Below are 24,749 nucleotides of genomic sequence, written 5' to 3' on the forward strand. Positions count from 1 at the left end.
TAACGCTTGCATAAATTTTGCTAAAATAATCCTATGAAAACACTCAAGTTACGCATACGAGACAAACATAAAGACCAACTAAATCGCCTAAGCGGTTTGGTCAATTTCGTGTGGAATTATGTCAATGATTTGAGTTACAGACACCTACAAAAGACTGGTAAATTCTTTAGTGCTTATGACCTAAACGACTACACCAAAGGTAGCGGTGAGTTACTTGGTTTACATTCTCAAACTATTCAAGCCATTAACGAAACCCACGCCAAAGCTAGAAAACAATTCAAAAAAGCTAAGTTATCATGGCGAACCAACAACCCAAAATCAAAACGTAAAAGCTTGGGTTGGCTACCATTCAAACAATCCGCCATCAAACACATTACCACGCACCAAACTGGTAAAAAAGGCTTAAAATCCACCTTACAACTATCTTTAGCCAAAGGGCAGAAACTAATCATCGACCTATGGGACAGCTACAACCTTAGCCTATATCAAATTAACACTTGCGAGTTGGTGCAAGACAGCCGTAACCGTTGGTATGCCTGTATCACTGTCAAAGACTACCCTAAAACACAATGCGGTACAGGTAGCATTGGCGTTGACTTAGGCTTAAAAGACAGTGCCACCGCCTCAAATGGCGACAAACTACAAATCAAGCAAACGCTCAAATATGCCAAAGCGTTAGCCACCGCCCAACGTGCCAAAAACAAACAGCGTGTCAAGGCAATCCATGCCAAAATCAAAAACACACGCCAAGACCTAATCCACAAATTCACCACCCAATTAGTCAAAGACAATGCCCTAATCGTGGTAGGTGATGTTAGAACTACCCAATTTAACAGTAAAAAAGGCAAACTCGCCAAATCGGTTTACGATGCAGGCTGGTTTGAACTGAAACGACAATTGACCTATAAATGCGAGAACGCAGGTTGTCGTTTTGAAATCGTATCAGAGCGATACACTACCCAAACTTGCTCGTGTTGCGGTCAAATTGACCGCAATAGTCCGAAAGGTAGAGCAGGCTTGCGAATAAGAGAATGGACTTGTGCAATGTGTGGCACATGGCATGATAGAGATATTAATGCCAGTAAGAACATTCTTGCGGTCGGGCTTGACCGTCTTGCAGAAGGAATCCCCGAACGATAGGGAGGGGGAGGAAGTCAAGTGATGGCTCGCAGCATGGGGGGCAATGAAATATTAGCCGCCAATATTTTAGGATTTACTACCGTGTTTTCCATGTTTAGTCTAGCCATCGGCATGGCATTGTTGCGCCATTTTGGCTTGGCATAGCATAAAATTGGCTAGGCGTAGATTATTCAAAATAGATTATTCAAAATAGTGTAGCCATTTTAGCGCAACCTCATCAACGTTATCGATAATGTCGGACTTCGGCAACCATTCACGGCTAGCGGTGACCCGAATCGCATTGGTTTGATTAATATCATATTGGCTACCAATACTGAGTTTGGGCTGCCAGTAACTTTCATTATCGCTGTCGCCACTTAACCAAAACGGCAGTGTTAATTCCGATATCGCACGCCAATTTGGACGCAATTCTGCATTGCACCCAATATTGACGCCAAGCCCAGCACGATAACCATGATATAAGCCCTTACCAAACTGCGCTGCAATAGTACCCAAGCCATAGCAAATATTGGCGGGCATATCGCCTGTATTTGGGGCAGCGCTACCGATTGCCACGCTTTTACCAAATTCACCGCTAATATTTGCGACCAAATGATTGTCTGTAGCGCTGTGGTCATCTTTGTTGCTACTGCTAGTACCCTTGATACCGTCAAAGACTCGCTGTAGGCCAATATTGCCACCCCAAGAATTGCCTTTTTTTGCGCTATTAATCGGATGCAATGAACGCACATCAAATAATCCTAGCTGCTCAAGTTGCACGGTATCTTGGTGGTCAGCGTTGTCATGGATGCTAAGACCGATATTTAATGCCGTCAATTGTGAGCCTATGGGATAGCCATCAATTTTATCCAACGCATCGCGGTACACCATGCGGTAATTTAACGTGATAGCCTGGTTACTATCTAATTTAGGTCGTCCACTGACCCTATCAAACGAATGCTGGCTAACCCCGATATCAAATCGACTTAAAGGATTAGCCAGTACAGGATTGTCGCGGCTAGGCAATATCTGAGGACTTGACGCTATATCTTGATGGGGATTGTTAAAAGCCTTGGGATGATTTGCCGCGTTACGGGCGTTTAATTGCGCTTGCACAATAGTCGGTGTTGAAGGACTAAAATTGGTAGAGCGAATCAAATTTTCGCGATTTAACATGCGTACCACTTGGGCAGGGGAAATCATTGGGGAGTGATTCACTAAAAAATTTTTATCAGGAAAAATAGAATTTAGTAACACCAAAATTTCAGAGGCGCAGTTATCGGATAACAGATAATAGGGCAGGTTTTGGTCTTTAATTTCCCAAGTTCGATAGGCAAGTTGTTTAACCTGTTTATCAGTAAGATTGAGCTGATATTGCCATACATTGCGCCCATTATCTTGCAAATATTCTTTAATACCTTGCTGATAATTGGTCATGGTAAATTCGCCCGCATTGCCACCGATACTGGATTTGTAAGCAAATTTTAAAAAATGCTCACCGTCGCTGACTTTCGGGGTGAAGTTCAAATAGTATTGATTGCTAAGGTCGGCATTATCAAATCGCAAAAAACTATGGGCAAATGCAGACGGTGGGCTATCTAAATACTCACTGGCAAAAATTAATGAGACAGATTGGGGATTGATTTTTTGTAGCCATGAATCGAGTGCATCGCAATGTTGATTAGGGATGGTTGAGGTATCGATGGTTAAGTTTTCAATGAGCCACTGTGTACGAGCGGGAAAGCGACATTGGACAGAGGCATTATTTTTTTTGGTAGGGTGAAATAACTGTGTGAGGATTTCATCAAGCTCTGCTTGTGGATTTTTGGCGCCTTGCGCGCTGGCAAAAAATTGTCGTTGGCTCGCTTGTGAGTTAAAACGATTGTTGACCCGACTCTCAAAGAGCTGTTTTGTGGTGATGTTTTCAGGATAATACAACAACCGCAGCCACGCTTTTTGCGCAGCTAAGTTTTGCTTATGGGCTGATGTCAATGCCGTTTGCAGTGCTTGGGTGGCGGCAGTAGGCGTCGGCGTAGATAGGGCTGTATGTGACGAGAATTGCTGAGCGGGCGCAGGCGATACATGTGACACAGGCGCTGCTAACGCATAATGTTGAGCGGATATTAGGCTCAATACAAAGACTGCTTTAGCCAACTGCTTTTGATTAAAAGCTGTTTTTTTTTGATTAAAAACACGGGTTACAGCGTGTTGATGATAGCTGTATTTGAGAAAGTTCATGGCGGTGCTCTATTTTATAAGGTAAATTTTTATAAGCTAAGTTTTCACAACTTTTGATAAGCAAAGCATATAATATCTGTGTGCAAATTAACATTGCCCAATTTGTAATCACATCATTGTAGGCAGCTAGCTGGCTATAAGATAACTTGCCAAATAGATTTTATCCGCTTAATTTGCTATAATTTTTTAATTATTTAGCAAAATTTTTTTAAACTATTGTGATTTATTGAAGGGTATAAGGACAATTGGGTCATGGATAAACAAGCGATTTTATCAGCGTTAACGCCTGAAATTGTTGAAAAATTTCGTCAAGCGATTTCGCTTGGCAAATGGGAAGATGGTCGAAAGTTGACGCAAGAACAGCGTCAAACTTGTATGCAAGCGGTGATGGTGTGGGAGCATGAATTTTTGGGCGTCGAAGAGCGCACTGGCTATATTCATCGACCCAAAAAAGCGGCAGAAGACTGTGATATCGGTCATGATCATCACTACCCAAATAAACCGCAGGACGAGGACGGTGAAAAACCGATTAAATTTAGTTAGGCGATAAAAAAAGGCGAGTGCATTATCTCGCCTTTTTTACACTATTTTTTTAAGTACTTATTTATCAATTATTTGAATACTTAAGTACTTAGGTATAAGTACTTAAGTATAAGTACTTGGTATTAGCTAGTTGATTATTTTTCTAAAATGGCGACCACACCTTGTCCGCCCGCAGCACAGATAGAAATCAGCGCACGACCCGATCCTTTTTGATCCAGTAGTTTAGCGGCGCTAGCAAGAATGCGACCACCCGTTGCGGCAAACGGATGCCCTGCAGCAAGTGATGAGCCATTTACGTTAAGTTTACTGCGGTCAATCGCGCCGAGTGGCTTATCAAGACCTAAGCGTTCTTTGCAAAAACTTTCGTCTTCCCACGCAGCAAGCGTAGACAATACTTGTGAGGCAAATGCTTCATGAATTTCATAATAATCAAAGTCTTGCAGCGTCAATCCGGCACGTTCCAACATACGTGGCACAGCATATGCAGGTGCCATCAAGAGGCCTTCTTTAACACCTTTTTTACCGGTAAAATCAACCGCAGCGGTTTCTTGGTAGGTGAGATAAGCAAGCGGTTTTAATCCATTCGCTGCAGCCCACTCATCTGTGCCTAATAACACACAAGACGCGCCATCGGTCAGCGGTGTTGAGTTGCCCGCCGTCATGGTCGGGTTGGCATTTTTCTTACCAAATACAGGTTTTAATGACGCCAATTTTTCTAACGAAATATCAGGACGTAGATTATTGTCGCGTGTTAAACCCTTAAATGGCGTGATTAAATCATCAAAAAAACCCTCATCGTACGCACGTGCCAAGTTTTTATGGCTATTAAAGGTCAACTCATCTTGTGCTTCACGAGTGATCGCCCATTCAAGTGCGGTGATGGCTTGGTGCTCACCCATCGATAATTTGGTGCGAGGTTCACCATTTTGCGGTGCATCAATCAAGTCTTTTGGGTTAATGCTTAATAACGCTTGCAAGCGCTCTTTATTGGTTTTGGCATTATTAAGTTTTAACAGCGCTTTACGCAGCCCATCACCAATGCCCAAAGGGGCATCAGAAGTGGTGTCCACACCGCCTGCAATCCCCGAATCAATCAGCCCTAAGGCGATTTTATTGCTCACCGCGAAAGCCGCTTGTAGTCCCGTAGCACACGCCTGTGATATATCATAAGCAGGCGTTTGCGGACTTAACGCCGTGCTTAACACACATTCACGGGTGAGATTGATATCACGGCTTAATTTAATGACCGCGCCTGCCACCACTTCACCCAAGCGTTTATCTTGTAAGTTATAGCGTTCCACCAAGCCATTAAGCGCAGCTGTCAACATTTCAGAGTTGCTGACATTGGTATATTGACCATTTGAGCGAGCGAATGGAATACGGTTGCCACCTAAAATAGCGACCTTTTTTCCAGCAGGCTGTTGAGTTGGGTGTTGAAAATTGTCCATAGAAAAGTCCTTTTGAGCAATCAATTAAAAAAATTGGCTAAGCTTAAAGCAAATAACTTTTTAAAAATAACGAAATCTTTTAAAAATAACTAAACTTTTTAAGTTGCAGTGATGTTACCATAAAACGTAGACAAAAATATCGCCTAAAAGTATATATATAACGATAATTTATATAAATCAATAAAACCAATAAAATTTTATTTGATATGACTGTTCAAGGTTGCTTGATTGGTATAAAATTTACACAGTATTTATGTTTAGTAGCTCTGTTAAATTTAGTCTCATCTAATAGCCTAAGCAAAACAAATTATACAAAGGAGTCCTTATGTCAGACCATTATTCCGAATTTGTGCAAAATCCATTGGGACGTAAGATTGCCCAAAACTTGGGTCTACCAATGCCAATTAGTCTTGAACGTTATAAAGACGAGCAAGCACCTGTGACAGGCAGTGTCATCTTTGGGGTCAGTGAAAACGCTGTCCTGGCAAATGACATCGCCAAAGTATTGGCCAATGTGCAAGCGGATGTCTATCTAGACCCCAATGAGTCAGCGCGTGATGCTTTAAAAAATGCTCAGATTGACGCTGAGCAGTTTGGCGCGAATCAGTATTTTAAAGTGGCTATTTTCGATGCTTCAGGTATCAAGACAACCCATGAGCTGAAACAAGTTTACAACTTCTTCCATCCGATTGCGCGTTCGATTGACCGCTCAGGTCGCGTTATCGTCATTGGCTTGCCACCTGAAAAATGCACCAGCATCGCACAGGCAGCAGCCCAGCGTGCTTTAGAAGGATTTGTCAAATCCGTCGGTAAAGAATTTAAACGCGGTATCACAAGCCAGCTTATCTATGTAGACCCAAATGCGGCGCAAAACCTTGAATCTACGCTTCGTTTCTTTGCCTCACCGCGTTCTGCGTATGTGTCAGGACAAGTGGTGAGAGTGGGTGAAGGCAACCCAGTCACGGTTGATTGGCAAAAGCCTTTAAAAGGTAAAACACTGGTGGTGACTGGTGCGAGCCGAGGTATTGGTGAAGCCATCGCGAAAGTATTGTCGCGTGATGGCGCACATGTCATCTGTGTCGATGTGGCTGCACAGCAATCGGACTTGCAAAAAGTGGCAGGTGAGATAGGCGGCTCTACCTTAACATTAGATATCACAGCCGACGATGCCGGTGAAAAAATAGCCGCAGCGGCAGCCAAACGTGGCGGCTTAGATGGTATTGTCCACAATGCCGGCATAACCCGTGACAAGACATTGGCAAAAATGGATGATAACATGTGGGATGCCGTCATGAACGTCAATCTCAATGCGGAAGAAAAAATTGATGATTATTTACTCAGTCATGACAGTTTCAATGAAAACGCGAGAATTGTATGTGTATCATCCATTAGTGGTATTGCCGGCAATTTGGGACAGACCAATTATGCCATGAGCAAAGCTGGCGTGATTGGCGCGGTACAAGCGACTGCGCCTACGTTGAAGAACGGTATTACCATCAACGCGGTAGCCCCAGGATTTATCGAAACCCAAATGACCGCTGCCATACCTTTTGCGATTCGAGAAGCAGGTCGCAGGATGAACTCAATGAGCCAAGGCGGTTTGCCGATTGATGTGGCTGAGACCATTGCTTGGCTGGCTTGCCCTGCATCGGGCGGCGTCAATGGCAACATTGTCCGCGTCTGTGGTCAAAGTGTGTTGGGTGCGTAATTATTGAAGGGCTGAAAAAATCAGTATCGAAAATATCGCTACTGATTTTTTTTCATCATTTTTTCTAAGTCAAACTTAAACTAAGCTTTATGCAAAAAATCAACAATTAGATTGTGACATTCGATTATAATAAGTTAAGTTCTCAGATTTTGAGATCTGACGGTAATGAAAAGTAATGGAATATACCCCGAATACTATCTAATCAAATAGCCATTTTTTGGCTCAAGCTTAAAAAGTAAAAAAGTAAGGACAGTCTGTATGTCAGACCAAAATTTTAGTCGTTTGCCAAAGCCGCACACCACCTATGCCAATATTATCAAAAGTTTTTTACCCATTGGCGACCAAGAAAAATCAGCTAATGCGGTGTTGCCCAATGCTACTTATAGCGTCAATACGCTTGAAATCGACCATGATAATTTAGCCGATTACCGCAGGATTTGTGGTTTTGAAAATAATAGCTACGTGCCGCCGACGTATTTTGCGGTGCTGTCGCAGTCGTTACAGATGAACATGATGGTCAAAGAGCCATTTCCCTTTGCGATGCTCGGCTTGATTCATGTGCAAAACAGTGTTACCCAATATCGGCGCATTAAAGATAGCGCAATTTTTAAAATGGCGGTGAGCTTTGCTAACCTGCGCGACCATGATCGTGGTAAGCAATTTGATTTTGTGACTAAAGTTTTTGAAAAAGATGAGCTGGTTTGGGAAGGGACTTCAACGTATTTATCACGCCAAAAACGTCAAAAAACGACTCAAAAATCATCGACGACGCAAGTAGAAGCCAAGCCCACACTGGATGATAATGATATGCATGAATTTTGGGAAATTCCTGAAGATATTGGGCGTCGCTATGCGTTTATTTCTGGGGACTTTAATCTAATTCATTTGCATCCTTTATCTGCCAAGGCATTTGGTTTTCCAAAAGCGATTGCCCATGGCATGTGGACAAAAGCCAAATGTTTGGGAGCGTTGGGCGATTTGCCAGAGAGCTTTACCTGTGATGTAACGTTTAAATTGCCGATTTTTTTGCCCTCTGAAGTGGAGTTTATCGCAAAGTTTGATAATCGTGACGAGCAGGTGGATTTTGGTGTGTATGATCCTACTACACCAAAAGCCAATTTGATTGGGAAAATAACCCAAGCGCAGGCTAAATAATAGCGACAGAAAAATTTCAATAAAGGTTCAATGTTAAGCGGCTATTTTTTAGCAAAGTGTTTTTTAGCACAGGATTTTTTAGGATGCTATTGAAGCAATGAAAGATTTAATGGATTATCAAGCGCTCAATCAAAACCTAGCACAACTGTTATCACAATTTGATCTTAATCAAAAGGTAGGTGGCTGCAGTCTGGTCATTCTTCATCAAGGTAAAGCGGTCACTCAATTGGCTCACGGTATCGCAAATATTGATAAAACTAACCAGCAAATTACCCCTTGGCAACCATCCACCCTGTCGCTGAATTTTTCGACAGGCAAGGGGATACTGGTTACGTTGATTCATATTTTAGTGAGTCAAAATCTTTTAGCGTATGACAAAACTCTGGCTAGCTATTGGCCAGCGTTTGCCCAAAATGGCAAAGATAGCGTCACTTTGCGTGATATGCTAACCCACGAGTCGGGATTATTTAATATTGTCAGTATTACCGAACATGCCAAAGATATGCTAGATTGGCAATTGATGCTCAGTAATGTTGAGCAAATGGCATTAAATAGTCCAACTATTACGCATAGTTCAGCTAATATTTCAGCTAATAAAGAATCTGTCAATCAGTCAACTCAATCTAACGTGGCTTCCCATGCGGATTCTAGCGCGGCTTATAGTGCCTTGGTATCCGGCTGGGTATTGGGTGGGCTGATTGAAAAAGTAACCCAATTGCCCCTGCAGCAAGCCCTAGAATATTATTTATTGGAACCGCTCGATTTGATCGGTCAAGCTTACTTTGGGGTACCCAAAGACAAAGTTGAACAGGTGGCAGGTCAAATACGTGCCAAAGAGACTCAAGCTAAACCTTTACTCACTCAAGATGCTGACTCAACGCTACAATTTTATCAATCCTTGCCTTTTTACCCCGAGTGGTTAACATTGTCTCAATCGGGCTCTCCTTTGACAACGCAGGCCATTAACGCGCTGTATTTTCAACCTGCTAATATCAATATCGAAGACTATAAATCTGCGCTGGTACCCATCGGTAGCAGACAATTTAATTATTATCACCCTGTCACCCTGCAGGCGAAAATTCCTGCCGCAAATGGAGTAGCCAGCGCGATAGCGTTGGCAACAGTCTACGCTATGCTTGCAAATCGCGGCGTTTGGCAAGGTAAAACGTTAATCAGTTCTGCTGTTTTTAAGGCGCTTTCAACCATTCATAATCAGCAATTTGACAAAATCATGCCAGCGGTAATGGCGTGGCGACTCGGTTATCATCGTGTGTTTAGTCTGTTCCATGATGTGTCTGATGCATTTGGACATATGGGGTATAATGGGTCTATGGCCTGGTGTGATCCCAGTCGCGCATTAGCAGTGAGCTTTGTACATAATTATGATGTCACTATGCTGGGTGATGATCGACAATTTATCTTGAATGAAACCATATTAGATTTTTTTGTTTAGCCTAATTGCTGAGGATTATTTCTTAGCCTCGTTTTTTAGCCGCATTTAAACAATAAAAGGAATATAATCAATGCAGTATGACAATCAAAATATTTTTGCCAAAATTCTTCGTGGTGAGATTCCTAGCCATAAAGTTTATGAAGATGATAAAACGCTTGCCTTCATGGATATCATGCCGATGGCAGAAGGGCATGTTTTAGTGATTCCAAAATGTGAGGCCGTTGAATTGTCGGATATGCCAACCGATTATATAGCGGCAGTTTTCAGCACCGCGCAAAAAGTCATGGCAGCGCAGCGCAAGGTATTTAATCGCCAAGGTATTGTGCAGATGCAGTTAAATAATGCTGAGGCAGGACAATCGGTATTTCATTACCACGTTCATTTGATTCCAAGCAGTATTTATCATCTTGGATTGCATGAAGATCGTCAAGGCGATCATGAGCGTCTAGCAGCGCTGGCTAATCAATTAAAATCAGCGATTGCAAATTAATTCGCGACTTGCAAGTAGCGGATAATTAACACCCAACCCCCTATTTGCAAGCAGGTAAGATAGTTGTCGAGGTACAAATCGGTAAAAACCCCGCATCGGTTAAAACATCTTGTGCTTTTACCGACTTTAGATAATCCACAAAGATTTGACTGGTGTTAGGGTGATTCAAAATGATGCCATCTTGCAGAATTGGCGGATAACTATTTTTAGGCAGTATCAAATAGTTATTGCTTAGTGTATTGACATTTTGCAGGGCAATGTTATTGGGTTTATTCAATACTTGCGAGAGGCTTACAAATCCAAAATCTGCTTTCCTACTATCCGTTAACGCAAAAGTTTCATCTAGGGTATTGGTATATACAATCTTAGGCTTGATATTATTATAAAGGTTTTGATTGACCAACCAGGCTTCTGCTGCCACGCCATAAGCTAAATTCTCTGGATTGGCTATCGCTAAACTAAAGGGTTTATTGTCGAGCATCAATTGATCAAGCGTGGTTGTAGGGCTAATGTCCATGGGGTATTTATGACTATAAAGCACTAGCTGACCCCGGGTATAAGTGAAAGGCGCTGCTTTAACACCCTTAACACTGGCAAGCATTTGCTTTGGATAACTCTGATTACCCGCTAAATAAATATCAAAGCTTTGAGGATTGGCATTGACCTTATCATACAGCGCAGCATTGGGCTCAAAGGTAATTTGAATCTTTATATTCGGATAATTGTGGTTAAAATCTGATACCAAGATAGGCAATACCATGCGAAGATTAGAAAAAGCGGCTATATGTAGATTTTCAATCGCTTTGGGTGAAGAGGCAACAGGTGCATTGTTTGAAATAGTTTTGGCAGATTCTTTGCTAGCTTGGTTATTGGCCGCAGTAGAATTCTGATTGTTATTTGAAGAATTACAACCTGCTATGAATGCTGTAATAATACATAGCATTGTGTTAAAACAGATCGTGGCAGGTTGATTAAAAGTCATAAATTAAAAAATTTAACCCGAGTTTTTAGCGATATTATGATTAAGTGGCGGGCAAGAATACTATACAAAGTGGTAAGTGAGTGTGTAAAAAACGTATCGATTTTATTGAAAAATTATTTTTTAGGTATTTTTTGTTTTTAGGCAGAAATAATTTAAAAAGTTGTTGCAAAAAAAAATAAAGTTGCTAAAATACCACCCCACATAGCCGATTACAGATAAACTAACAAGCTATAGCCATCTATGCCAGTGTGGTGAAATTGGTAGACACGACGGATTCAAAATCCGTTGCCTTTGAAAGCGTGTCGGTTCGAGTCCGACCACTGGTACCAAATTAAAGCTCCTAATTACAGGGGCTTTTTTTTTGAGTTAAAATTGCTATATAAATGATTAAGATGTTATGTTTAACTGTTTATCAAGCAAATCTATAATGCTATAATGGATTAAATATTATTGAAAATAAGAGTTAATGCTTTTTTCAATAGTTAACATGATAAAGTGATAGGTCATGATAGCTATGTCGCTTACTTAAATTTACAAAATTTACAAGTGTGTATCATTAAACTTTTATTACAATTACGCACCATATTGGTTAATACTGTTAGATTTTGCTTTTTATTCTACGAGTTTTTATTCTACGAGATTGTCACATGTTAGCAAAGCTTATAAAATTATCTCCTATCATTTTTGCACTTTCATTTGCTGGATGTAGCTCTAAGACAGCAATTACTAGCGGTATGAATGTTGGTAAATTGCCTGAATCGACAGTACCCGACCAACCCGTGTCATTTGTAGCAGATAATGGCATGCGGTTTAATGTGACCGAACTGTCGGCAAATAATATTCCTATGCCTAACCTATTAGGGCCGAGAACACTCTCATTTCCGCCTGTCTCAAAATCCGCTGCAACCTATAGTACAATTGCAAAAGGTGATGTGGTTCAAATATTCTTACCAGCATATCCTGAAATCACACCTGTCGTTCAATCGACAGGGAATAATATTTATGCCAATGGCTACCTGGTCGACCAGAGTGGTTTTTTGCAGTTTCCAATGATAGGACGAGTGAAAGCTGAAGGGTTAACAGTTTCACAGCTCACCAACCAAATAGCTAGCCGTTTATCTCGCTATCTTAAACACCCAGATCCTCAGGTGAAAGTTCTTTCCTATCGTGGGCATAAGTTCTATGTCGATGGCCAGGTAAAATCGCCTGGACAATATGACATTGCAGATCAGCCCGTCAATCTTTATACCGCCATCAGTATGGCAGGCGGTACAATCAACACCTCAGATACCGACAATATTCAGCTGATACGCGATGGTAGAAGCTATAACTTTGGTTTTAAATCACTACAAAATGCCGGATACTCCCCAAACTCGCTATATTTGAGAAATGGTGATACTATCAAAGTCGGTGATATTACCAATCATAAAGTCACGGTAATGGGTGAGTTTACCAAACCTAGTACGATCCAAATTCCTGAAAATGGATTAAGTTTGATTAGTGCCATTGGGGAAGCCAATGGTATGGTGCCTACCTCTGCAAATGCCAAAAAGGTATACGTACTAAGAGAAAACAGCTACCAAAACGAGTCAAATATTTATCATATTGATTTAACTTCTATTACAAATTTTTCGGTTGCAAATCGATTCAAAATGCAGCCGGGTGATGTCGTGTATGTAGACCCAACAGGCCTAACGCGTTGGAACCGTGTAATCAGTCAAATCTTACCATTAACTTCAATTACAAGTGTAGCTAGCAGTTTTTAACGAGTGGAAATTAACGATGTCATTTAAAAAAATTTTAGTGGTATGCGTCGGTAATATCTGCCGTAGCCCCATCGGTGAAGCGCTATTACAGAAACAGCACCCTAATCTAATCGTTAAATCAGCGGGATTAAGCGCGTTAGTGGGCGAAGGGGCCGATGAAAAAGCCATTCAAGTGATGGATGAATGGAATGTTGATATGCGTAGTCATCGCGCCCAGCAGCTTACTCAAGAATTGATGCAAACCTTTGATTTAGTACTTTGTATGTCCAAAGATCAAGAGAATTGGCTAAAACAAAATTACTCAAGCCAACGTGGAAAAGTATATCGGATTGGTCACTGGATAAATGAAAATGTAGCCGATCCTTACAAACTACCCATTGAAAAATTTTATGAAAGTCGAGCAGTGCTTAGTAGAGCCATAGAAAGCTGGAAGGATAAATTAGCGTAAATTCTGACGCTAGCAAATTTTGCGAAATTATCAGCAAAATTTATTTATTCTGTAACAATTAAAATGTATTTATCGTAGTTTAGCATCAAGTGAGTAAGCATGGATCAGAAAGTAAATGATGATGAAATTGATTTAAGAGCGTTAATCGCGGTCTTATTAAATCATTGGAAATTAATTTTATCAATGCTGTTACTTGGTTTATTAGGCGGTATTTACTATGCCCAATCGGCAACGCCAATTTATAAAACCAACTCATTGATTCAAGTCGACAAAAAATCCTCAGGCGTTTCTGCGTTAGGCGAGGATGTTGCCGGTCTTCTAAACGCTCAAGATGGTTCTGCACAGACGGAAGTAGAAATCATCAATTCTCGCATGATTCTGTGGCCTGTGATTAACCAATTGCATTTGGATTTAACGGTCAATCAACTTAAAGACAGTTTTTTAGACAAATTAATTACCAAGAAAAGTGTTCTAGTTAGTCATACAGACAATGGTGTGGGTAACTTAAAGGTGGGGCTTTGGATAGCTGAATTTAATGTACCATTAGCTTATCAAAACAAGAATTTCGTGTTGACAGCAATTGACAGCCAAAATTTTAAACTGATCTCTCCGGATGGCGTAGAGTTTACGGGTAAAGTTGCAACCGCATCGCGTTTTAAAACGAGTGCGGGTAATATTGATATTCAAGTGACCTCATTAGCCCCGGGTTATTCTTATAACTTGAGTAAACTTACACCGGCTAAGGCGATAGATAGCCTTAGAGCAAATCTTGCGGTGGCTGAAAAAGGTAAACAAACGGGCATTCTAGACGCTTCACTTACAGGCGCTAATCAAGATGAAATCACCCATACCTTAACGCGCATCGTTAAAATGTATGAAACGCAAAATCTTGATAAAAGTAGCGCGGAAACGACTAAAACTCTTGCGTTTATGCAAGAGCAGCTGCCTAAACTCAAATCGAAACTCGCGGAAGCTGAAGCAAAATTTAATAATTTTCGTGAGCAAAATGCGACAGTTGATATCGATAAAGAAGCCGAATTAGCTATCAAAGTAAGATCTGAGATTGAAACCAACCTTCGTGAACTTGAGCTGAAACGAGCCGAATTATCCGAGCGCTATACGGATGAATATCCGGTATTAAAGCAATTAAATATGCAAATACAAGAGCTAAAAGACAAAGAAGATGCTCTTAAACAAAATATTACGCGTATTCCAGAGGTTCAACGTCAGTTTTTAGAATTATCGAGTGATGTTAAGATTAGCAATGAAATTTATTTAAATATGCTCAAAAATTACGAGCAATTACAAATTGTCAAATCTGGACAATTGGGTAATGTACGCATCATAGATTTACCTATTAACACCTATGAACCTATCGCACCAAAAAAAGCACAAATTGTCCTAATTGCGACACTTTTAGGCTTGATGTTAGGTATCGGACTGGCCTTCTTAAAATCATTGCTTTTTGCGGGTGTGAAAAATCTAGAAGAATTAGAGAACAATACAGATATTCCGGTGATTGGTGTCATTCCTCATTCGCCTCGATTAACGCGGTTGTTAAAAAGTAAATCAACTAAAATTCCGTTGGTTGAGCAAATTGAACCTGAAGGGGTTGTCAGTGAAGGCTTTAAGTCTATTCGCACTCATTTATTGTTTAATGCAACAAAAACTGATGGCAATACGTTGTTAGTGACTAGTGCAGGACCTGGTATTGGTAAGTCATTTATTGCTGCCAATCTTGCCGTGGCAATGGCGATAACAGGCAAACGTGTCCTGTTAATTGACGCGGATGCTAGGTTAGGTCATCTGCAAGATCGATTTAATTTGCCAAATATCAATGGATTGGTTGATTATTTGGTTGATGATACGATTGATGCGGCTAATAGCAGCTATATGATTCAAACCACGCTATATGAAAATCTGCATTTTGTACCTAGGGGCAAAGGCCACAGCCACGCTTCAGAATTATTATTAAATGGAAAAATGAAAGCGCTTCTAGATTTTTATCGTCAGTTTTATGATTATATCATTATCGACACTTCACCAGTCATGGGCACATCAGATGCGCTATCGATAGGGCAGTTGGTGGATTCAGTCTTATTTGTGGTACGATATGACGTTTCAAACGTAAAACAAGTGAATTATGCAGTCGAAAAACTACAACGTGCGAATGTAAAAGTAGAAGGGATTATTTTCAATGATGCTAAGCAGTCTTTAATTGGCGCCTATAATTATCACTATGGTTATGAATACAAATCAAAAAATTAACGATATAAAGATGAACCATAGCCATATCATCTACTAGGTTTTATATGAGCAATACAACTAACGCTGCTAAAGCGCCTTTAGCTTTTACCGTATTATCCAGTGCGATTGAGCAGCCTCGCTGGCTAAAAGTAGTGAGTCTGTTTGTCATAGATTATATTGCATCTATTATTACTTTGATATTAGCGATTGCTCTGAGGTATGCAAAATTTGATTTTCATACCAATATCTTGTCAATTATGCTACTTGCCGCTTTACCTGTTATCTTTTTAGCGGTTACTAAGTTTTACTCGCATGTTATCCGCGTTTTTCAAGATGAGAGTATGCGCTGGGCGCTCGTAGTTTTGTTAGGTTATCTACTAATTAGTCAAATACTGATTTTTTTAGAGGTAACGCCTGATATCCCTAGAGCAGCGACCGCTATCCATGTTTTTTTGCTTTATATATGGATATGGAATAGCCGAATTGTTTTGCAATTTATTATTTCAAGAACCTTACATCCTGAATTTTATACACAAAAAAAAGAAAATGTATTAATTTACGGTGTGGGTCATATCACCAAAGATTTGATGCATGTGCTGCATCAAACGCACCAATTTAAAATAGTTGGGATTATCGATGTCAATGATAATTTCATTGGTGCTAGGGTATTAGGGGTTAAAGTCTATCCTAAAGATAACCTTGAGTCTTTAATTACAGAATTAGAAGTTAATCATGTATTTTTTGTATTACCTAGCCATCAGCGTCATATCCAAGAGCGTATTATCAAGCAATTAGAAAACGTACCAGTTAGAATTAGTGAAATTCCAAGTTTGGAAGAAATCACCAGTGGCCGAATTAAATTATCAGATATTAAACCGGTTGATGTGCTAGATGTGCTACAACGCAATACGGTTAAACCAGACACATCGCTGCTTGCCAAAAACATCAAAGATAAAGTTGTGATGGTGACAGGAGCAGGCGGTTCAATCGGCAGTGAGTTATGTCGCCAAATTTTAAAGCAGCAACCAAGAGCCTTGGTATTATTTGAACTGTCGGAGTATGCGCTTTACGCCATACATGGTGAACTACAAAAACTTGCCAAACATATTCAGCAGGAAAAACAACTACCAACTGTAACGCCGCTCTATGTTCATCTAGGCAGTGTTACCAATCAAAAAATTATTGAACTGTTGTGTAACCAGTACGACGTTCAAACCATCTACCATGCAGCCGCTTATAAACATGTCCCTATCGTCGAAAGTAACGAATACGAGGGTGTAATCAATAATTTTGTTGGTACGTTTAATACGCTACAAGGCGCAGTGAGTGCGGGCGTAGAGACTTTTGTGGCCATCTCCACTGACAAAGCCGTCCGACCAACCAATGTCATGGGCGCGACCAAACGCATGGCAGAGTTAGCCTGCCAAGCGATGGCTGCAGACCAATCACAAACCACTATCAGTATGGTCAGATTTGGTAATGTATTAGGGTCATCGGGTTCTGTCGTACCACTGTTTAATAAACAAATTGCAGCTGGCGGGCCTATCACCCTGACACATCCAGACGTGACAAGGTATTTCATGACTATTCCTGAGGCTGCTCAGCTCGTTATCCAAGCAGGTGCGATGGCAAATGGTGGCGAGGTATTCGTGCTGGATATGGGTGAGCCTGTTAAAATAATGGATCTCGCTAAACGCATGATTACGTTGAGTGGACTTAAAGTTAAAGACCAAAATAATCCGAATGGCGATATTGAAATTGTCATTGCAGGGTTACGACCTGGTGAAAAACTGTATGAAGAGCTGATTATTGATGGGGATAATATAGAGAAGACCCAGCATCCTTTAATTATGAAAGCCAAAGAACATTTTTATAGCTTTGATGAAATAACAAACGTAATAAATGATGTACAAACCCAAAATAATACTACCAAAAATACGCAGTGGCTTAGAGCGCAGTTCTTTAAATATGTAGAAGGGTATAAGCCTAAGCAATAATAATTTATGATGGATTTAATTTATGACAAATAAAAATATTTTAGTTACTGGCGGTGCAGGTTTTATTGGGTCTGCAGTGGTACGATATCTTATCAATAATACAGATAATCGAGTATTAAATGTTGATAAATTGACCTACGCGGGCAATTTAGAATCATTAGCATCAGTCAATGATAATCCGCGCTATCAGTTTTTACATGCTGACATCTGTGATAAAGTGGCAATGACAAAGGCGTTTGATGACTTTGAACCCGGTATTGTGATGCATTTAGCAGCTGAATCGCACGTTGACCGCTCGATCGATGGGCCGATGGACTTTATTCAGACCAATATTATCGGGACTTATACTCTTTTAGAAGTTGCCCGAAATTATTGGCAAAATTTAGCAGAAGATAAGAAATCGCGTTTCAAGTTCCATCATATCTCCACTGATGAAGTCTATGGCGATTTGGAAGGTACGGAAGATTTATTTACCGAAGCGACATCATATAGTCCAAGCTCGCCTTATTCAGCCAGCAAAGCCAGTTCCGACCATCTTGTACGCGCTTGGCATCGCACTTATGGTTTACCGATTGTGATAACCAATTGTTCCAATAATTATGGTCCCTATCACTTTCCTGAAAAATTGATTCCCTTGGTGATTTTAAATGCCTTAGATGGCAAGCCGTTACCTGTATATGGTGATGGCAAGCAAATTCGTGATTGGCTGTATGTTGAAGATCATGCCCGAGCCTTGTATTTAGTAGCTACTACTGCCAAAGTAGGTGAAACTTATAATATCGGTGGCCATAATGAAAAACAAAATATTGACGTAGTAAAAACGATTTGTACAATTTTGGATAACATTAAACCTAGAACGGATGGGCAATCCTATACACAGCAAATCACCTTTGTCAAAGACCGACCAGGACATGACTTACGATACGCCATTGATGCTTCAAAAATAAATAAGGAACTTGGCTGGCAACCGCAAGAAACCTTTGAATCAGGTATCCAAAAAACCGTTGAGTGGTATTTATCAAACCAAGCCTGGGTTAATCATGTAAAATCTGGTGAGTATCAACACTGGGTCGAAAAACAATACCAATAGTAAGATTAAATTCGATATAAAGGAAAATGAAGATGAAAATCTTATTATTGGGTAAAAATGGTCAGGTTGGTTGGGAGCTACAGCGTGCTTTACAGCCATTGGGTGAGATGATTGCATTAGACCGTCATATCAATAACCAAGGTGATTGTGGCGATGTCAGTAATTTTGAGCAAATCAATCAAACAATTGCCCGCATACAGCCCAATATTGTTATCAATGCTACGGCTTATACCGCTGTTGATAAAGCGGAAAGTGAGCAACTGCAAAATGACTTAATCAATCATTTAGCCGTTAAAAATTTGGCAGAGCAGTGCCAACAGATAGATGCCTTACTAGTGCATTATTCCACGGATTATGTATTTGATGGCTCAGGTGATGTACCGTGGCAAGAAGATAATAGCACGGCACCAGTCAATAGTTATGGTCGAGCCAAACGTGATGGCGAAATTGCCATTGAAAAAACCGGTGTGAAATTTTTAAATTTTCGTACCTCATGGGTTTATGCCAGTCGCGGCAAGAACTTTATCAAAACTATGCTTGGTTTAGCCGCAACCAAAGAGCATCTAACAATCATCAATGACCAGCATGGTGTGCCTACTTCTGCTGAACTTATTGCTGATGTAACTGCACAAGCGCTTCGCTATTATCTATTAAAAGATGAATCAGTCAAGGCAAGCTTATGGGGTCATTACCATCTTGTGCCGACAGGGGTAACGACTTGGTATGACTATGCCAAATTGATTTTTAACTTGGCAGATCAGCAAGGCGAAAAACTGACGATTCAACATGTAGAACCCATTTTAACCAGTAATTATCCCACGCCTGCCAAACGTCCTTTAAATTCAAGACTCAATAATGAAAAAATCCAGGCACGTTTTGAGCTACAATTACCAGATTGGAAGCAGGGCGTAGCATATACCGTTACAGAATTATTAAATAAGGAATAGCACATGACCCAAAAAAATCGAAAAGGCATTATTTTGGCAGGGGGTTCAGGTACTCGTCTTTACCCGATAACTATGGGTACGTCAAAGCAATTATTGCCAATCTATGACAAACCGATGATTTATTATCCATTATCTGTGTTAATGCTTGCAGGTATTAAGGATATCTTAATTATTTCAACACCCGAAGATTTACCAAATTTTGAAAAATTACTGGGTGATGGTAAAGAAATTGGGGTCAAATTATCTTACAAAGTACAACCTTCACCTGATGGATTGGCACAAGCCTTTATCTTAGGTGAAGAATTTATCGGCAATGATGATGTTTGTTTGATTTTGGGTGATAATATCTATTACGGTCAAGGTTTTAGTGAAAAATTAAAACGTGCCAGTGGGCAACAAGCAGGCGCAACGGTTTTTGGTTATTACGTTAATGACCCAGAGCGCTTTGGCGTGGTGGAATTTGATAACTCAGGTAAAGCATTAAGCATTGAAGAAAAACCTGCAAAGCCTAAGTCCAGTTATGCAGTAACAGGACTTTACTTCTATGATAACCAAGTAGTTGAGATCGCCAAAAATATCAAACCTTCGCACCGTGGTGAGTTAGAAATCACCGATGTTAATAATGTGTATTTGGAACAAGGTGGGCTTAATGTTGAGCTGTTAGGTCGCGGCTTTGCTTGGCTCGATACAGGGACACATGACTCTTTGATTGAAGCGAGTCAGTTTGTGCAAACCATTGAACATCGCCAAGGTCTTAAGGTGGCTTGTCTTGAAGAAATCGCCTTTAATAATGGTTGGATTACTGTAGATGAGCTAAAAGAGCGTGGTGAGTTTTTCAAAAAAACGGGATACGGGCAATATTTGCTAAAGCTGTATCAAGAAAAATCTACGAAAAATTAGAGATAGCAATGAATATTATCGAAACCAAAATCCATGGCTTATTGATCATCGAACCGAAAGCATTCAGCGATGAACGTGGCTGGTTTATGGAAAGTTTTAATGAGCAAAAATTTGCCGAAGCTTTGACAGAGCGTGGGTTACCCGTGCCAAAATTTGTACAAGATAATCACTCAATGTCAAAAAAAGGCGTGTTACGTGGGCTGCACTTCCAAATCCCACCCCATGCACAAGGCAAACTTGTACGCGTGGTTCAAGGTAAAGCATGGGATGTTGCCGTAGATATTCGTAAAGGCTCACCGACCTATGGACAGTGGGTAGGGGTGGAACTTAGTGGTGACAACCATAAACAATTTTGGATACCGGAAGGGTTTGCTCATGGGTTTGTGGCACTAGAAGATAATACCCAGTTTTTGTATAAAACCACAGATTATTATGCCAAAGACTGTGAAGATGCCATTTTATGGAATGATGAAAGTTTAGCGATTGATTGGCAATTTGCTAACATTGATGAGTTATTAATTAACGAGAAAGATAAAACAGCAGGGACTTTTAAAGATTTTTAAGTGTGCTATAAAATTGATAAAGGTAAAAAAAATGATAATTAATAAAATTCAACCAGTTATATTGGCAGGCGGTTCAGGCACAAGATTATGGCCATTATCGAGAAAAATGTATCCGAAGCAATTTTTGGCATTAGATGGCTCGGCTAATTCATTGCTGCAAAATACGGTGAAGAGAATTGATTCGCTTGATAAACTGCCACCCATTGTGATTTGTAATGAAGAGCATCGTTTTATTGTTGCTGAACAGCTTAGGCAGATTGGTTGTGGTAATGCAAAGATTATTTTAGAGCCTGTGGGTAAAAACACTGCACCAGCAATCGCCTTAGCTTCTTTGCTTGCAAATCAACTTTATGCTGAAGACGATATCACATTACTAATTTTATCAGCTGATCATGTTATTAAAAATCAAGAAGCATTTGAACAAAGTATAAATAAAGCTCAAGCCTTGGCTATCGACGATAAGCTGGTAACTTTTGGCATTGTACCTACAAAAGCAGAAACTGGTTATGGTTATATTCAAAAAGGTAAATCGCTTGCTAATGGATTTGAAGTTGCGAGATTTGTTGAAAAACCTGATATAGCAACTGCAGAAGAGTATTTGGCATCTCATAACTATCTTTGGAATAGTGGGATGTTTATGTTTAAGCCTTCCTGTTATTTAGAAGCTCTAAAAAATTATTCTTCAAATATTTATGAATATTGCGCTAAAAGTGTAGCGTCAGTAGAAAATGATATGGACTTTATTAGAGTTGATAAGCAAATTTTTCAAGATTGTCCAAATGATTCAATTGATTATGCTGTTATGGAAAAAGCAGACAATGTAGCTATGGTTGAGCTGGACGCTGGTTGGTCTGATATTGGTTCTTGGGATGCAGTTTGGGAAAATTTAGCTAAAGACGATGCTAATAATGTATTAATCGGTGATGTCATTAATCACGATAGTCATAATTCTTATGTTTATAGTGATGAGAAGTTAGTTTCAATTGTGGGCGTGGATAATTTGGTTGTTATTGACACTAAAGACGCATTGTTAGTTGCCAATAAAAATAATTCACAAGCTATCAAAACTGTGGTAGAAACTTTGCAAAAAAGCAGTAGGTCGGAATACTTAAATCATCGAGTGGTACAGCGTCCTTGGGGTTGTTATGATAGTATCGATAATGGTGAGCGTTATCAAGTAAAGCGAATTACTGTAAAGCCTGGTGCTAAGCTATCTGTCCAAATGCATTATCACAGAGCTGAACACTGGATTGTTGTAAGTGGCACAGCCTTGATTACTAACGGTGATAAAAGTTTTATGTTGTCAGAAAATCAGTCTACTTATATTCCTGCTGGTGTTGTCCATGCACTTGAGAATCCAGGCAAGATACCTTTGGAGATTATAGAGGTACAGTCAGGAGCATACTTAGGTGAGGATGATATTGTGAGATTTGAAGATAAATACGGGCGTTTATAAGGCTTGTTTTAGTTATTATTGAGTCCTGTAGGTGTTATGTGAAAAAAATTAAAGAAGTTTTAACAAATAATAAAAAAGTAATTGAAAACTACTTTTTTATGACAGCCCTTCAGCTTCTGAACTCCTTTTTTTATCTTTTAATTTATCCCTATGTTATTAGAAAAGTAGAAATGGATGCATGGGGAATTTTTATATTTGCATCTTCATTTGCTGCCTATTTTATATTCATAATTAACTTTGGTTTCGATTTACCTGCAACAAAGAAAGTAGCAGAGAGCACACATAAAAATAATAATTTGAATAAAATTTTTGTCCAAATTTTATATGCAAAAAACTTACTTTTTTTAATTACTACAGTCCTATTTATAATTTTCTTAATTACAGTACCATTCTTTCGCACAAATAAATTACTTTTTACTTTATCTTATTTGCAGATTTATTCTTATATTTTGGTGCCACAATGGTTTTTTCAAGGTATACAAAATATGAAGCGGGTCACCTTAATTCAATTTGTTACCAAAATGTTGTCTCTACCATTTATTTTTTTATTAGTAAAAGAGCCATCTGATATTTATGTATATAGTTTTATTATAACTTCAACTAGTTTAATAGGTGCTGTATATATTTTTATTAGCACAATAAAAGAGTATAAGTTTGAATTTTGTACAATTTGTGCATCAGAAATTAAATTATTGTTGTTAGAGGCTCAACCTTTTTTCTTTAGTTCTTTTGCTGGTACAATAAAAGAATATAGTATTCCTATTATAATTGGTTCATACTTGGGGATGAGAGATGTAGCAATCTATGATTTGGCAAACAAAATTATTATAGTTCCAAGAGTTATTTTTTCTAGTATTAATGCAGCGATTTTTCCTAAGTTAATAACTAACATTAATGATTATGTTGTCAAAAAAATCCTTAAGTATGAGTATATATTGTCAACTATAGCTATTGTTTTAATAGTAGTATTTGGAAAACATGCGGTAAAGCTTTTAGGGGGAGAAGAAATGAGCGAGGCTTATTTTCTTTCGCTTTTCTTGAGTGTTACCATTATGTCATGGTTGGTAGTTGGAGCATATATCAATTTCGTATTTTTACCAAATAATTTACAGAAAGAAATTGTAAAGAATCAAACAATAGCAATGCTTTCGTTTTTTCTTATCTGCTTTGCTGGTATGTTATTTGCTAATAAAAATATATTCATTGTAGGATTTGCCATTGCTATCTCAGGCATATTAGAAATTCTGTATTGTGTTTATGTTACTAAAAAAAGTCTTTTATTAAATTCTAAACAGATTATTATAAAAAATAAGCTTCATTTTTAATGGAAAGGTTATAATTCATGCAATTATCTATCATAATACCAACCTTAGGAAGAAAAACAGAGTTAGATATGCTTCTTAATTCTATATTAGTGGCAAATCTAGATTTTGATTATGAAATTATCATAGTAGATCAAAATCCAGAGTCTTTTCTAACTGATATAATCGATAAATATAAAATTATATTACCTATTTTTCAAGAAAACGTATCTTTTAAAGGGCTTTCAAAGGCGAAAAATTATGGGGTCTGCTTGGCTAAAGGGAAATATATAAGCTTTCCTGATGACGATTGTAAGATTTTTAAGGATACATACGAAAAAGCATTGGATTTATTAAATGAAAAAAGATGTGATATGGTCTTTGGTAAATGTATTGATGAAAAAGATGAAGATAGTGTATTAAAATTCAGAAAAAGTGAGTATCAGCTTGATCGTTCTAATATGTTAGGTGGATTCGTTGAGGCAACAGTTGTTTGTAAAAGGGAAATATTTAATGATTATCTTTTTGATGAAAATATGGGGGTAGGAGAGTTTTTCGGTGCTGAGGAAGGTTTTGATTGGCTTTACAGGATTCTTACAACTTCTAATTATACAGCCTTTTATTCACCTGACATAAAGTTTTATCATCCACAGGTTATTTTGTCTAAAGGTGATATATCAGCATTAAACAGAGTTTTCAAGTATAGATGTGGTACTGCCTATTTATGCCATAAGCATGAATTTGACGCCAAATATTACAAACGTTTATATATGAGTAAGATTGCGTCAATTATCTACAACTTTACAGATAAAACAAAGTCGGATTATTATGAGCTAGAATATTTGTCTCTCAAGATAGGCAAATTGTTTGCTAAGAGAAGTTTAAAGAGAACTTAGTT

Annotated in this window: 20 protein-coding genes, 1 tRNA gene and 1 pseudogene; 19 read left to right on the forward strand and 3 right to left on the reverse strand. The window is 39.1% G+C overall.

The genetic code is table 11. From position 1 onward, the window contains the following. The first annotated feature begins 33 nt into the window (after positions 1-33). A complete protein-coding gene (locus tag ACAM37_RS04225) occupies positions 34-1,140 on the forward strand; it encodes an RNA-guided endonuclease InsQ/TnpB family protein (RefSeq protein ID WP_099808147.1) in 1,107 nt (368 codons plus the stop codon). A 12-nt stretch (positions 1,141-1,152) separates the two neighbouring features. Continuing rightward, positions 1,153-1,284 (forward strand): annotated as a pseudogene (locus tag ACAM37_RS04230) (AEC family transporter); the annotation flags it as partial. Between the two features lie 36 nt (positions 1,285-1,320). Here ACAM37_RS04230 and ACAM37_RS04235 read toward each other — a convergent pair. Next, positions 1,321-3,357: an Lnb N-terminal periplasmic domain-containing protein gene (locus ACAM37_RS04235; RefSeq protein ID WP_369626658.1), complete on the reverse strand. Its 2,037-nt coding sequence runs from the start codon at positions 3,355-3,357 to the stop codon at positions 1,321-1,323. Between the two features lie 252 nt (positions 3,358-3,609). Here ACAM37_RS04235 and ACAM37_RS04240 point away from each other — a divergent pair, with 252 nt between their 5' ends. Continuing rightward, a complete protein-coding gene (locus ACAM37_RS04240) occupies positions 3,610-3,900 on the forward strand; it encodes a YeaC family protein (RefSeq protein ID WP_160001629.1) in 291 nt (96 codons plus the stop codon). A 134-nt stretch (positions 3,901-4,034) separates the two neighbouring features. Here the strand turns inward: ACAM37_RS04240 and ACAM37_RS04245 are convergent, their stop codons facing one another. Beyond that, positions 4,035-5,348, reverse strand: coding sequence for an acetyl-CoA C-acetyltransferase (locus ACAM37_RS04245; RefSeq protein WP_369626659.1), 1,314 nt, complete (start codon positions 5,346-5,348; stop codon positions 4,035-4,037). A 325-nt stretch (positions 5,349-5,673) separates the two neighbouring features. Here ACAM37_RS04245 and ACAM37_RS04250 point away from each other — a divergent pair, with 325 nt between their 5' ends. The 4 genes from ACAM37_RS04250 to ACAM37_RS04265 all read left to right on the forward strand — a co-directional run bounded on the left by ACAM37_RS04250 (position 5,674) and on the right by ACAM37_RS04265 (position 10,154). Beyond that, a complete protein-coding gene (locus ACAM37_RS04250) occupies positions 5,674-7,056 on the forward strand; it encodes a 3-oxoacyl-ACP reductase (protein ID WP_369626660.1) in 1,383 nt (460 codons plus the stop codon). 258 nt (positions 7,057-7,314) lie between these two features. Next, positions 7,315-8,211, forward strand: a complete 897-nt coding sequence (locus ACAM37_RS04255) for a MaoC family dehydratase (protein WP_369626661.1) — start codon at positions 7,315-7,317, stop codon at positions 8,209-8,211. A 97-nt stretch (positions 8,212-8,308) separates the two neighbouring features. Next, the gene (locus ACAM37_RS04260) at positions 8,309-9,664 is read left to right on the forward strand and encodes a serine hydrolase domain-containing protein (RefSeq protein WP_369626662.1); all 1,356 of its coding nucleotides are present in this window, start codon (positions 8,309-8,311) and stop codon (positions 9,662-9,664) included. 70 nt (positions 9,665-9,734) lie between these two features. Continuing rightward, on the forward strand, positions 9,735-10,154 hold the full coding sequence (locus ACAM37_RS04265; RefSeq protein WP_095355331.1) for an HIT family protein: 420 nt from the start codon (positions 9,735-9,737) through the stop codon (positions 10,152-10,154). A 40-nt stretch (positions 10,155-10,194) separates the two neighbouring features. Here ACAM37_RS04265 and modA read toward each other — a convergent pair whose 3' ends face one another. Further along, a complete protein-coding gene (gene modA, locus ACAM37_RS04270; protein ID WP_369626663.1) occupies positions 10,195-11,136 on the reverse strand; it encodes a molybdate ABC transporter substrate-binding protein in 942 nt (313 codons plus the stop codon). A 242-nt stretch (positions 11,137-11,378) separates the two neighbouring features. Between modA and ACAM37_RS04275 the strand changes: the two genes are divergently transcribed. The 12 genes from ACAM37_RS04275 (at position 11,379) to ACAM37_RS04330 (ending at position 24,747) form a co-directional block, all read left to right on the forward strand. Beyond that, positions 11,379-11,465: transfer RNA gene (locus ACAM37_RS04275), tRNA-Leu, on the forward strand. Between the two features lie 318 nt (positions 11,466-11,783). After that, positions 11,784-12,902, forward strand: a complete 1,119-nt coding sequence (locus ACAM37_RS04280) for a polysaccharide biosynthesis/export family protein (RefSeq protein WP_369626664.1) — start codon at positions 11,784-11,786, stop codon at positions 12,900-12,902. 16 nt (positions 12,903-12,918) lie between these two features. After that, the gene (locus ACAM37_RS04285) at positions 12,919-13,350 is read left to right on the forward strand and encodes a low molecular weight protein-tyrosine-phosphatase (protein ID WP_369626665.1); all 432 of its coding nucleotides are present in this window, start codon (positions 12,919-12,921) and stop codon (positions 13,348-13,350) included. A gap of 99 nt (positions 13,351-13,449) precedes the next feature. Continuing rightward, positions 13,450-15,618, forward strand: a complete 2,169-nt coding sequence (locus ACAM37_RS04290) for a polysaccharide biosynthesis tyrosine autokinase (protein WP_369626666.1) — start codon at positions 13,450-13,452, stop codon at positions 15,616-15,618. 44 nt (positions 15,619-15,662) lie between these two features. Further along, positions 15,663-17,594: a polysaccharide biosynthesis protein gene (locus ACAM37_RS04295; protein WP_369626667.1), complete on the forward strand. Its 1,932-nt coding sequence runs from the start codon at positions 15,663-15,665 to the stop codon at positions 17,592-17,594. Positions 17,595-17,616: 22 nt separating this feature from the next. After that, on the forward strand, positions 17,617-18,684 hold the full coding sequence (rfbB, locus tag ACAM37_RS04300) for a dTDP-glucose 4,6-dehydratase (RefSeq protein ID WP_369626668.1): 1,068 nt from the start codon (positions 17,617-17,619) through the stop codon (positions 18,682-18,684). Between the two features lie 32 nt (positions 18,685-18,716). Next, a complete protein-coding gene (gene rfbD / locus ACAM37_RS04305; RefSeq protein ID WP_369626669.1) occupies positions 18,717-19,631 on the forward strand; it encodes a dTDP-4-dehydrorhamnose reductase in 915 nt (304 codons plus the stop codon). 3 nt (positions 19,632-19,634) lie between these two features. After that, complete coding sequence (rfbA, locus tag ACAM37_RS04310; RefSeq protein WP_369626670.1) at positions 19,635-20,531, forward strand: glucose-1-phosphate thymidylyltransferase RfbA; 897 nt, start codon at positions 19,635-19,637, stop codon at positions 20,529-20,531. A gap of 8 nt (positions 20,532-20,539) precedes the next feature. Continuing rightward, on the forward strand, positions 20,540-21,094 hold the full coding sequence (gene rfbC / locus ACAM37_RS04315; protein WP_369626671.1) for a dTDP-4-dehydrorhamnose 3,5-epimerase: 555 nt from the start codon (positions 20,540-20,542) through the stop codon (positions 21,092-21,094). 31 nt (positions 21,095-21,125) lie between these two features. Next, complete coding sequence (locus ACAM37_RS04320; protein WP_472826329.1) at positions 21,126-22,550, forward strand: mannose-1-phosphate guanylyltransferase/mannose-6-phosphate isomerase; 1,425 nt, start codon at positions 21,126-21,128, stop codon at positions 22,548-22,550. A gap of 38 nt (positions 22,551-22,588) precedes the next feature. Then, positions 22,589-23,875, forward strand: a complete 1,287-nt coding sequence (locus ACAM37_RS04325; protein WP_369626672.1) for an oligosaccharide flippase family protein — start codon at positions 22,589-22,591, stop codon at positions 23,873-23,875. A gap of 17 nt (positions 23,876-23,892) precedes the next feature. Continuing rightward, positions 23,893-24,747, forward strand: coding sequence for a glycosyltransferase family 2 protein (locus tag ACAM37_RS04330; protein ID WP_369626673.1), 855 nt, complete (start codon positions 23,893-23,895; stop codon positions 24,745-24,747). Positions 24,748-24,749 lie beyond the last annotated feature (2 nt).

This window comes from Moraxella sp. K23, from assembly GCF_041154765.1.
In the GTDB taxonomy this organism is placed as follows: Bacteria; Pseudomonadota; Gammaproteobacteria; order Pseudomonadales; family Moraxellaceae; genus Faucicola; species Faucicola tetraodonis.

Bases quoted from the DNA above. Each gene is read 5' to 3' on its own strand.
- ACAM37_RS04225 (WP_099808147.1), top strand. From the start codon at position 34: ATGAAAACACTCAAGTTACGCATACGAGACAAACATAAAGACCAACTA.
- ACAM37_RS04235 (WP_369626658.1), bottom strand. From the start codon at position 3,357: ATGAACTTTCTCAAATACAGCTATCATCAACACGCTGTAACCCGTGTT.
- ACAM37_RS04240 (WP_160001629.1), top strand. From the start codon at position 3,610: ATGGATAAACAAGCGATTTTATCAGCGTTAACGCCTGAAATTGTTGAA.
- ACAM37_RS04245 (WP_369626659.1), bottom strand. From the start codon at position 5,348: ATGGACAATTTTCAACACCCAACTCAACAGCCTGCTGGAAAAAAGGTC.
- ACAM37_RS04250 (WP_369626660.1), top strand. From the start codon at position 5,674: ATGTCAGACCATTATTCCGAATTTGTGCAAAATCCATTGGGACGTAAG.
- ACAM37_RS04255 (WP_369626661.1), top strand. From the start codon at position 7,315: ATGTCAGACCAAAATTTTAGTCGTTTGCCAAAGCCGCACACCACCTAT.
- ACAM37_RS04260 (WP_369626662.1), top strand. From the start codon at position 8,309: ATGAAAGATTTAATGGATTATCAAGCGCTCAATCAAAACCTAGCACAA.
- ACAM37_RS04265 (WP_095355331.1), top strand. From the start codon at position 9,735: ATGCAGTATGACAATCAAAATATTTTTGCCAAAATTCTTCGTGGTGAG.
- modA (WP_369626663.1), bottom strand. From the start codon at position 11,136: ATGACTTTTAATCAACCTGCCACGATCTGTTTTAACACAATGCTATGT.
- ACAM37_RS04280 (WP_369626664.1), top strand. From the start codon at position 11,784: ATGTTAGCAAAGCTTATAAAATTATCTCCTATCATTTTTGCACTTTCA.
- ACAM37_RS04285 (WP_369626665.1), top strand. From the start codon at position 12,919: ATGTCATTTAAAAAAATTTTAGTGGTATGCGTCGGTAATATCTGCCGT.
- ACAM37_RS04290 (WP_369626666.1), top strand. From the start codon at position 13,450: ATGGATCAGAAAGTAAATGATGATGAAATTGATTTAAGAGCGTTAATC.
- ACAM37_RS04295 (WP_369626667.1), top strand. From the start codon at position 15,663: ATGAGCAATACAACTAACGCTGCTAAAGCGCCTTTAGCTTTTACCGTA.
- rfbB (WP_369626668.1), top strand. From the start codon at position 17,617: ATGACAAATAAAAATATTTTAGTTACTGGCGGTGCAGGTTTTATTGGG.
- rfbD (WP_369626669.1), top strand. From the start codon at position 18,717: ATGAAAATCTTATTATTGGGTAAAAATGGTCAGGTTGGTTGGGAGCTA.
- rfbA (WP_369626670.1), top strand. From the start codon at position 19,635: ATGACCCAAAAAAATCGAAAAGGCATTATTTTGGCAGGGGGTTCAGGT.
- rfbC (WP_369626671.1), top strand. From the start codon at position 20,540: ATGAATATTATCGAAACCAAAATCCATGGCTTATTGATCATCGAACCG.
- ACAM37_RS04320 (WP_472826329.1), top strand. From the start codon at position 21,126: ATGATAATTAATAAAATTCAACCAGTTATATTGGCAGGCGGTTCAGGC.
- ACAM37_RS04330 (WP_369626673.1), top strand. From the start codon at position 23,893: ATGCAATTATCTATCATAATACCAACCTTAGGAAGAAAAACAGAGTTA.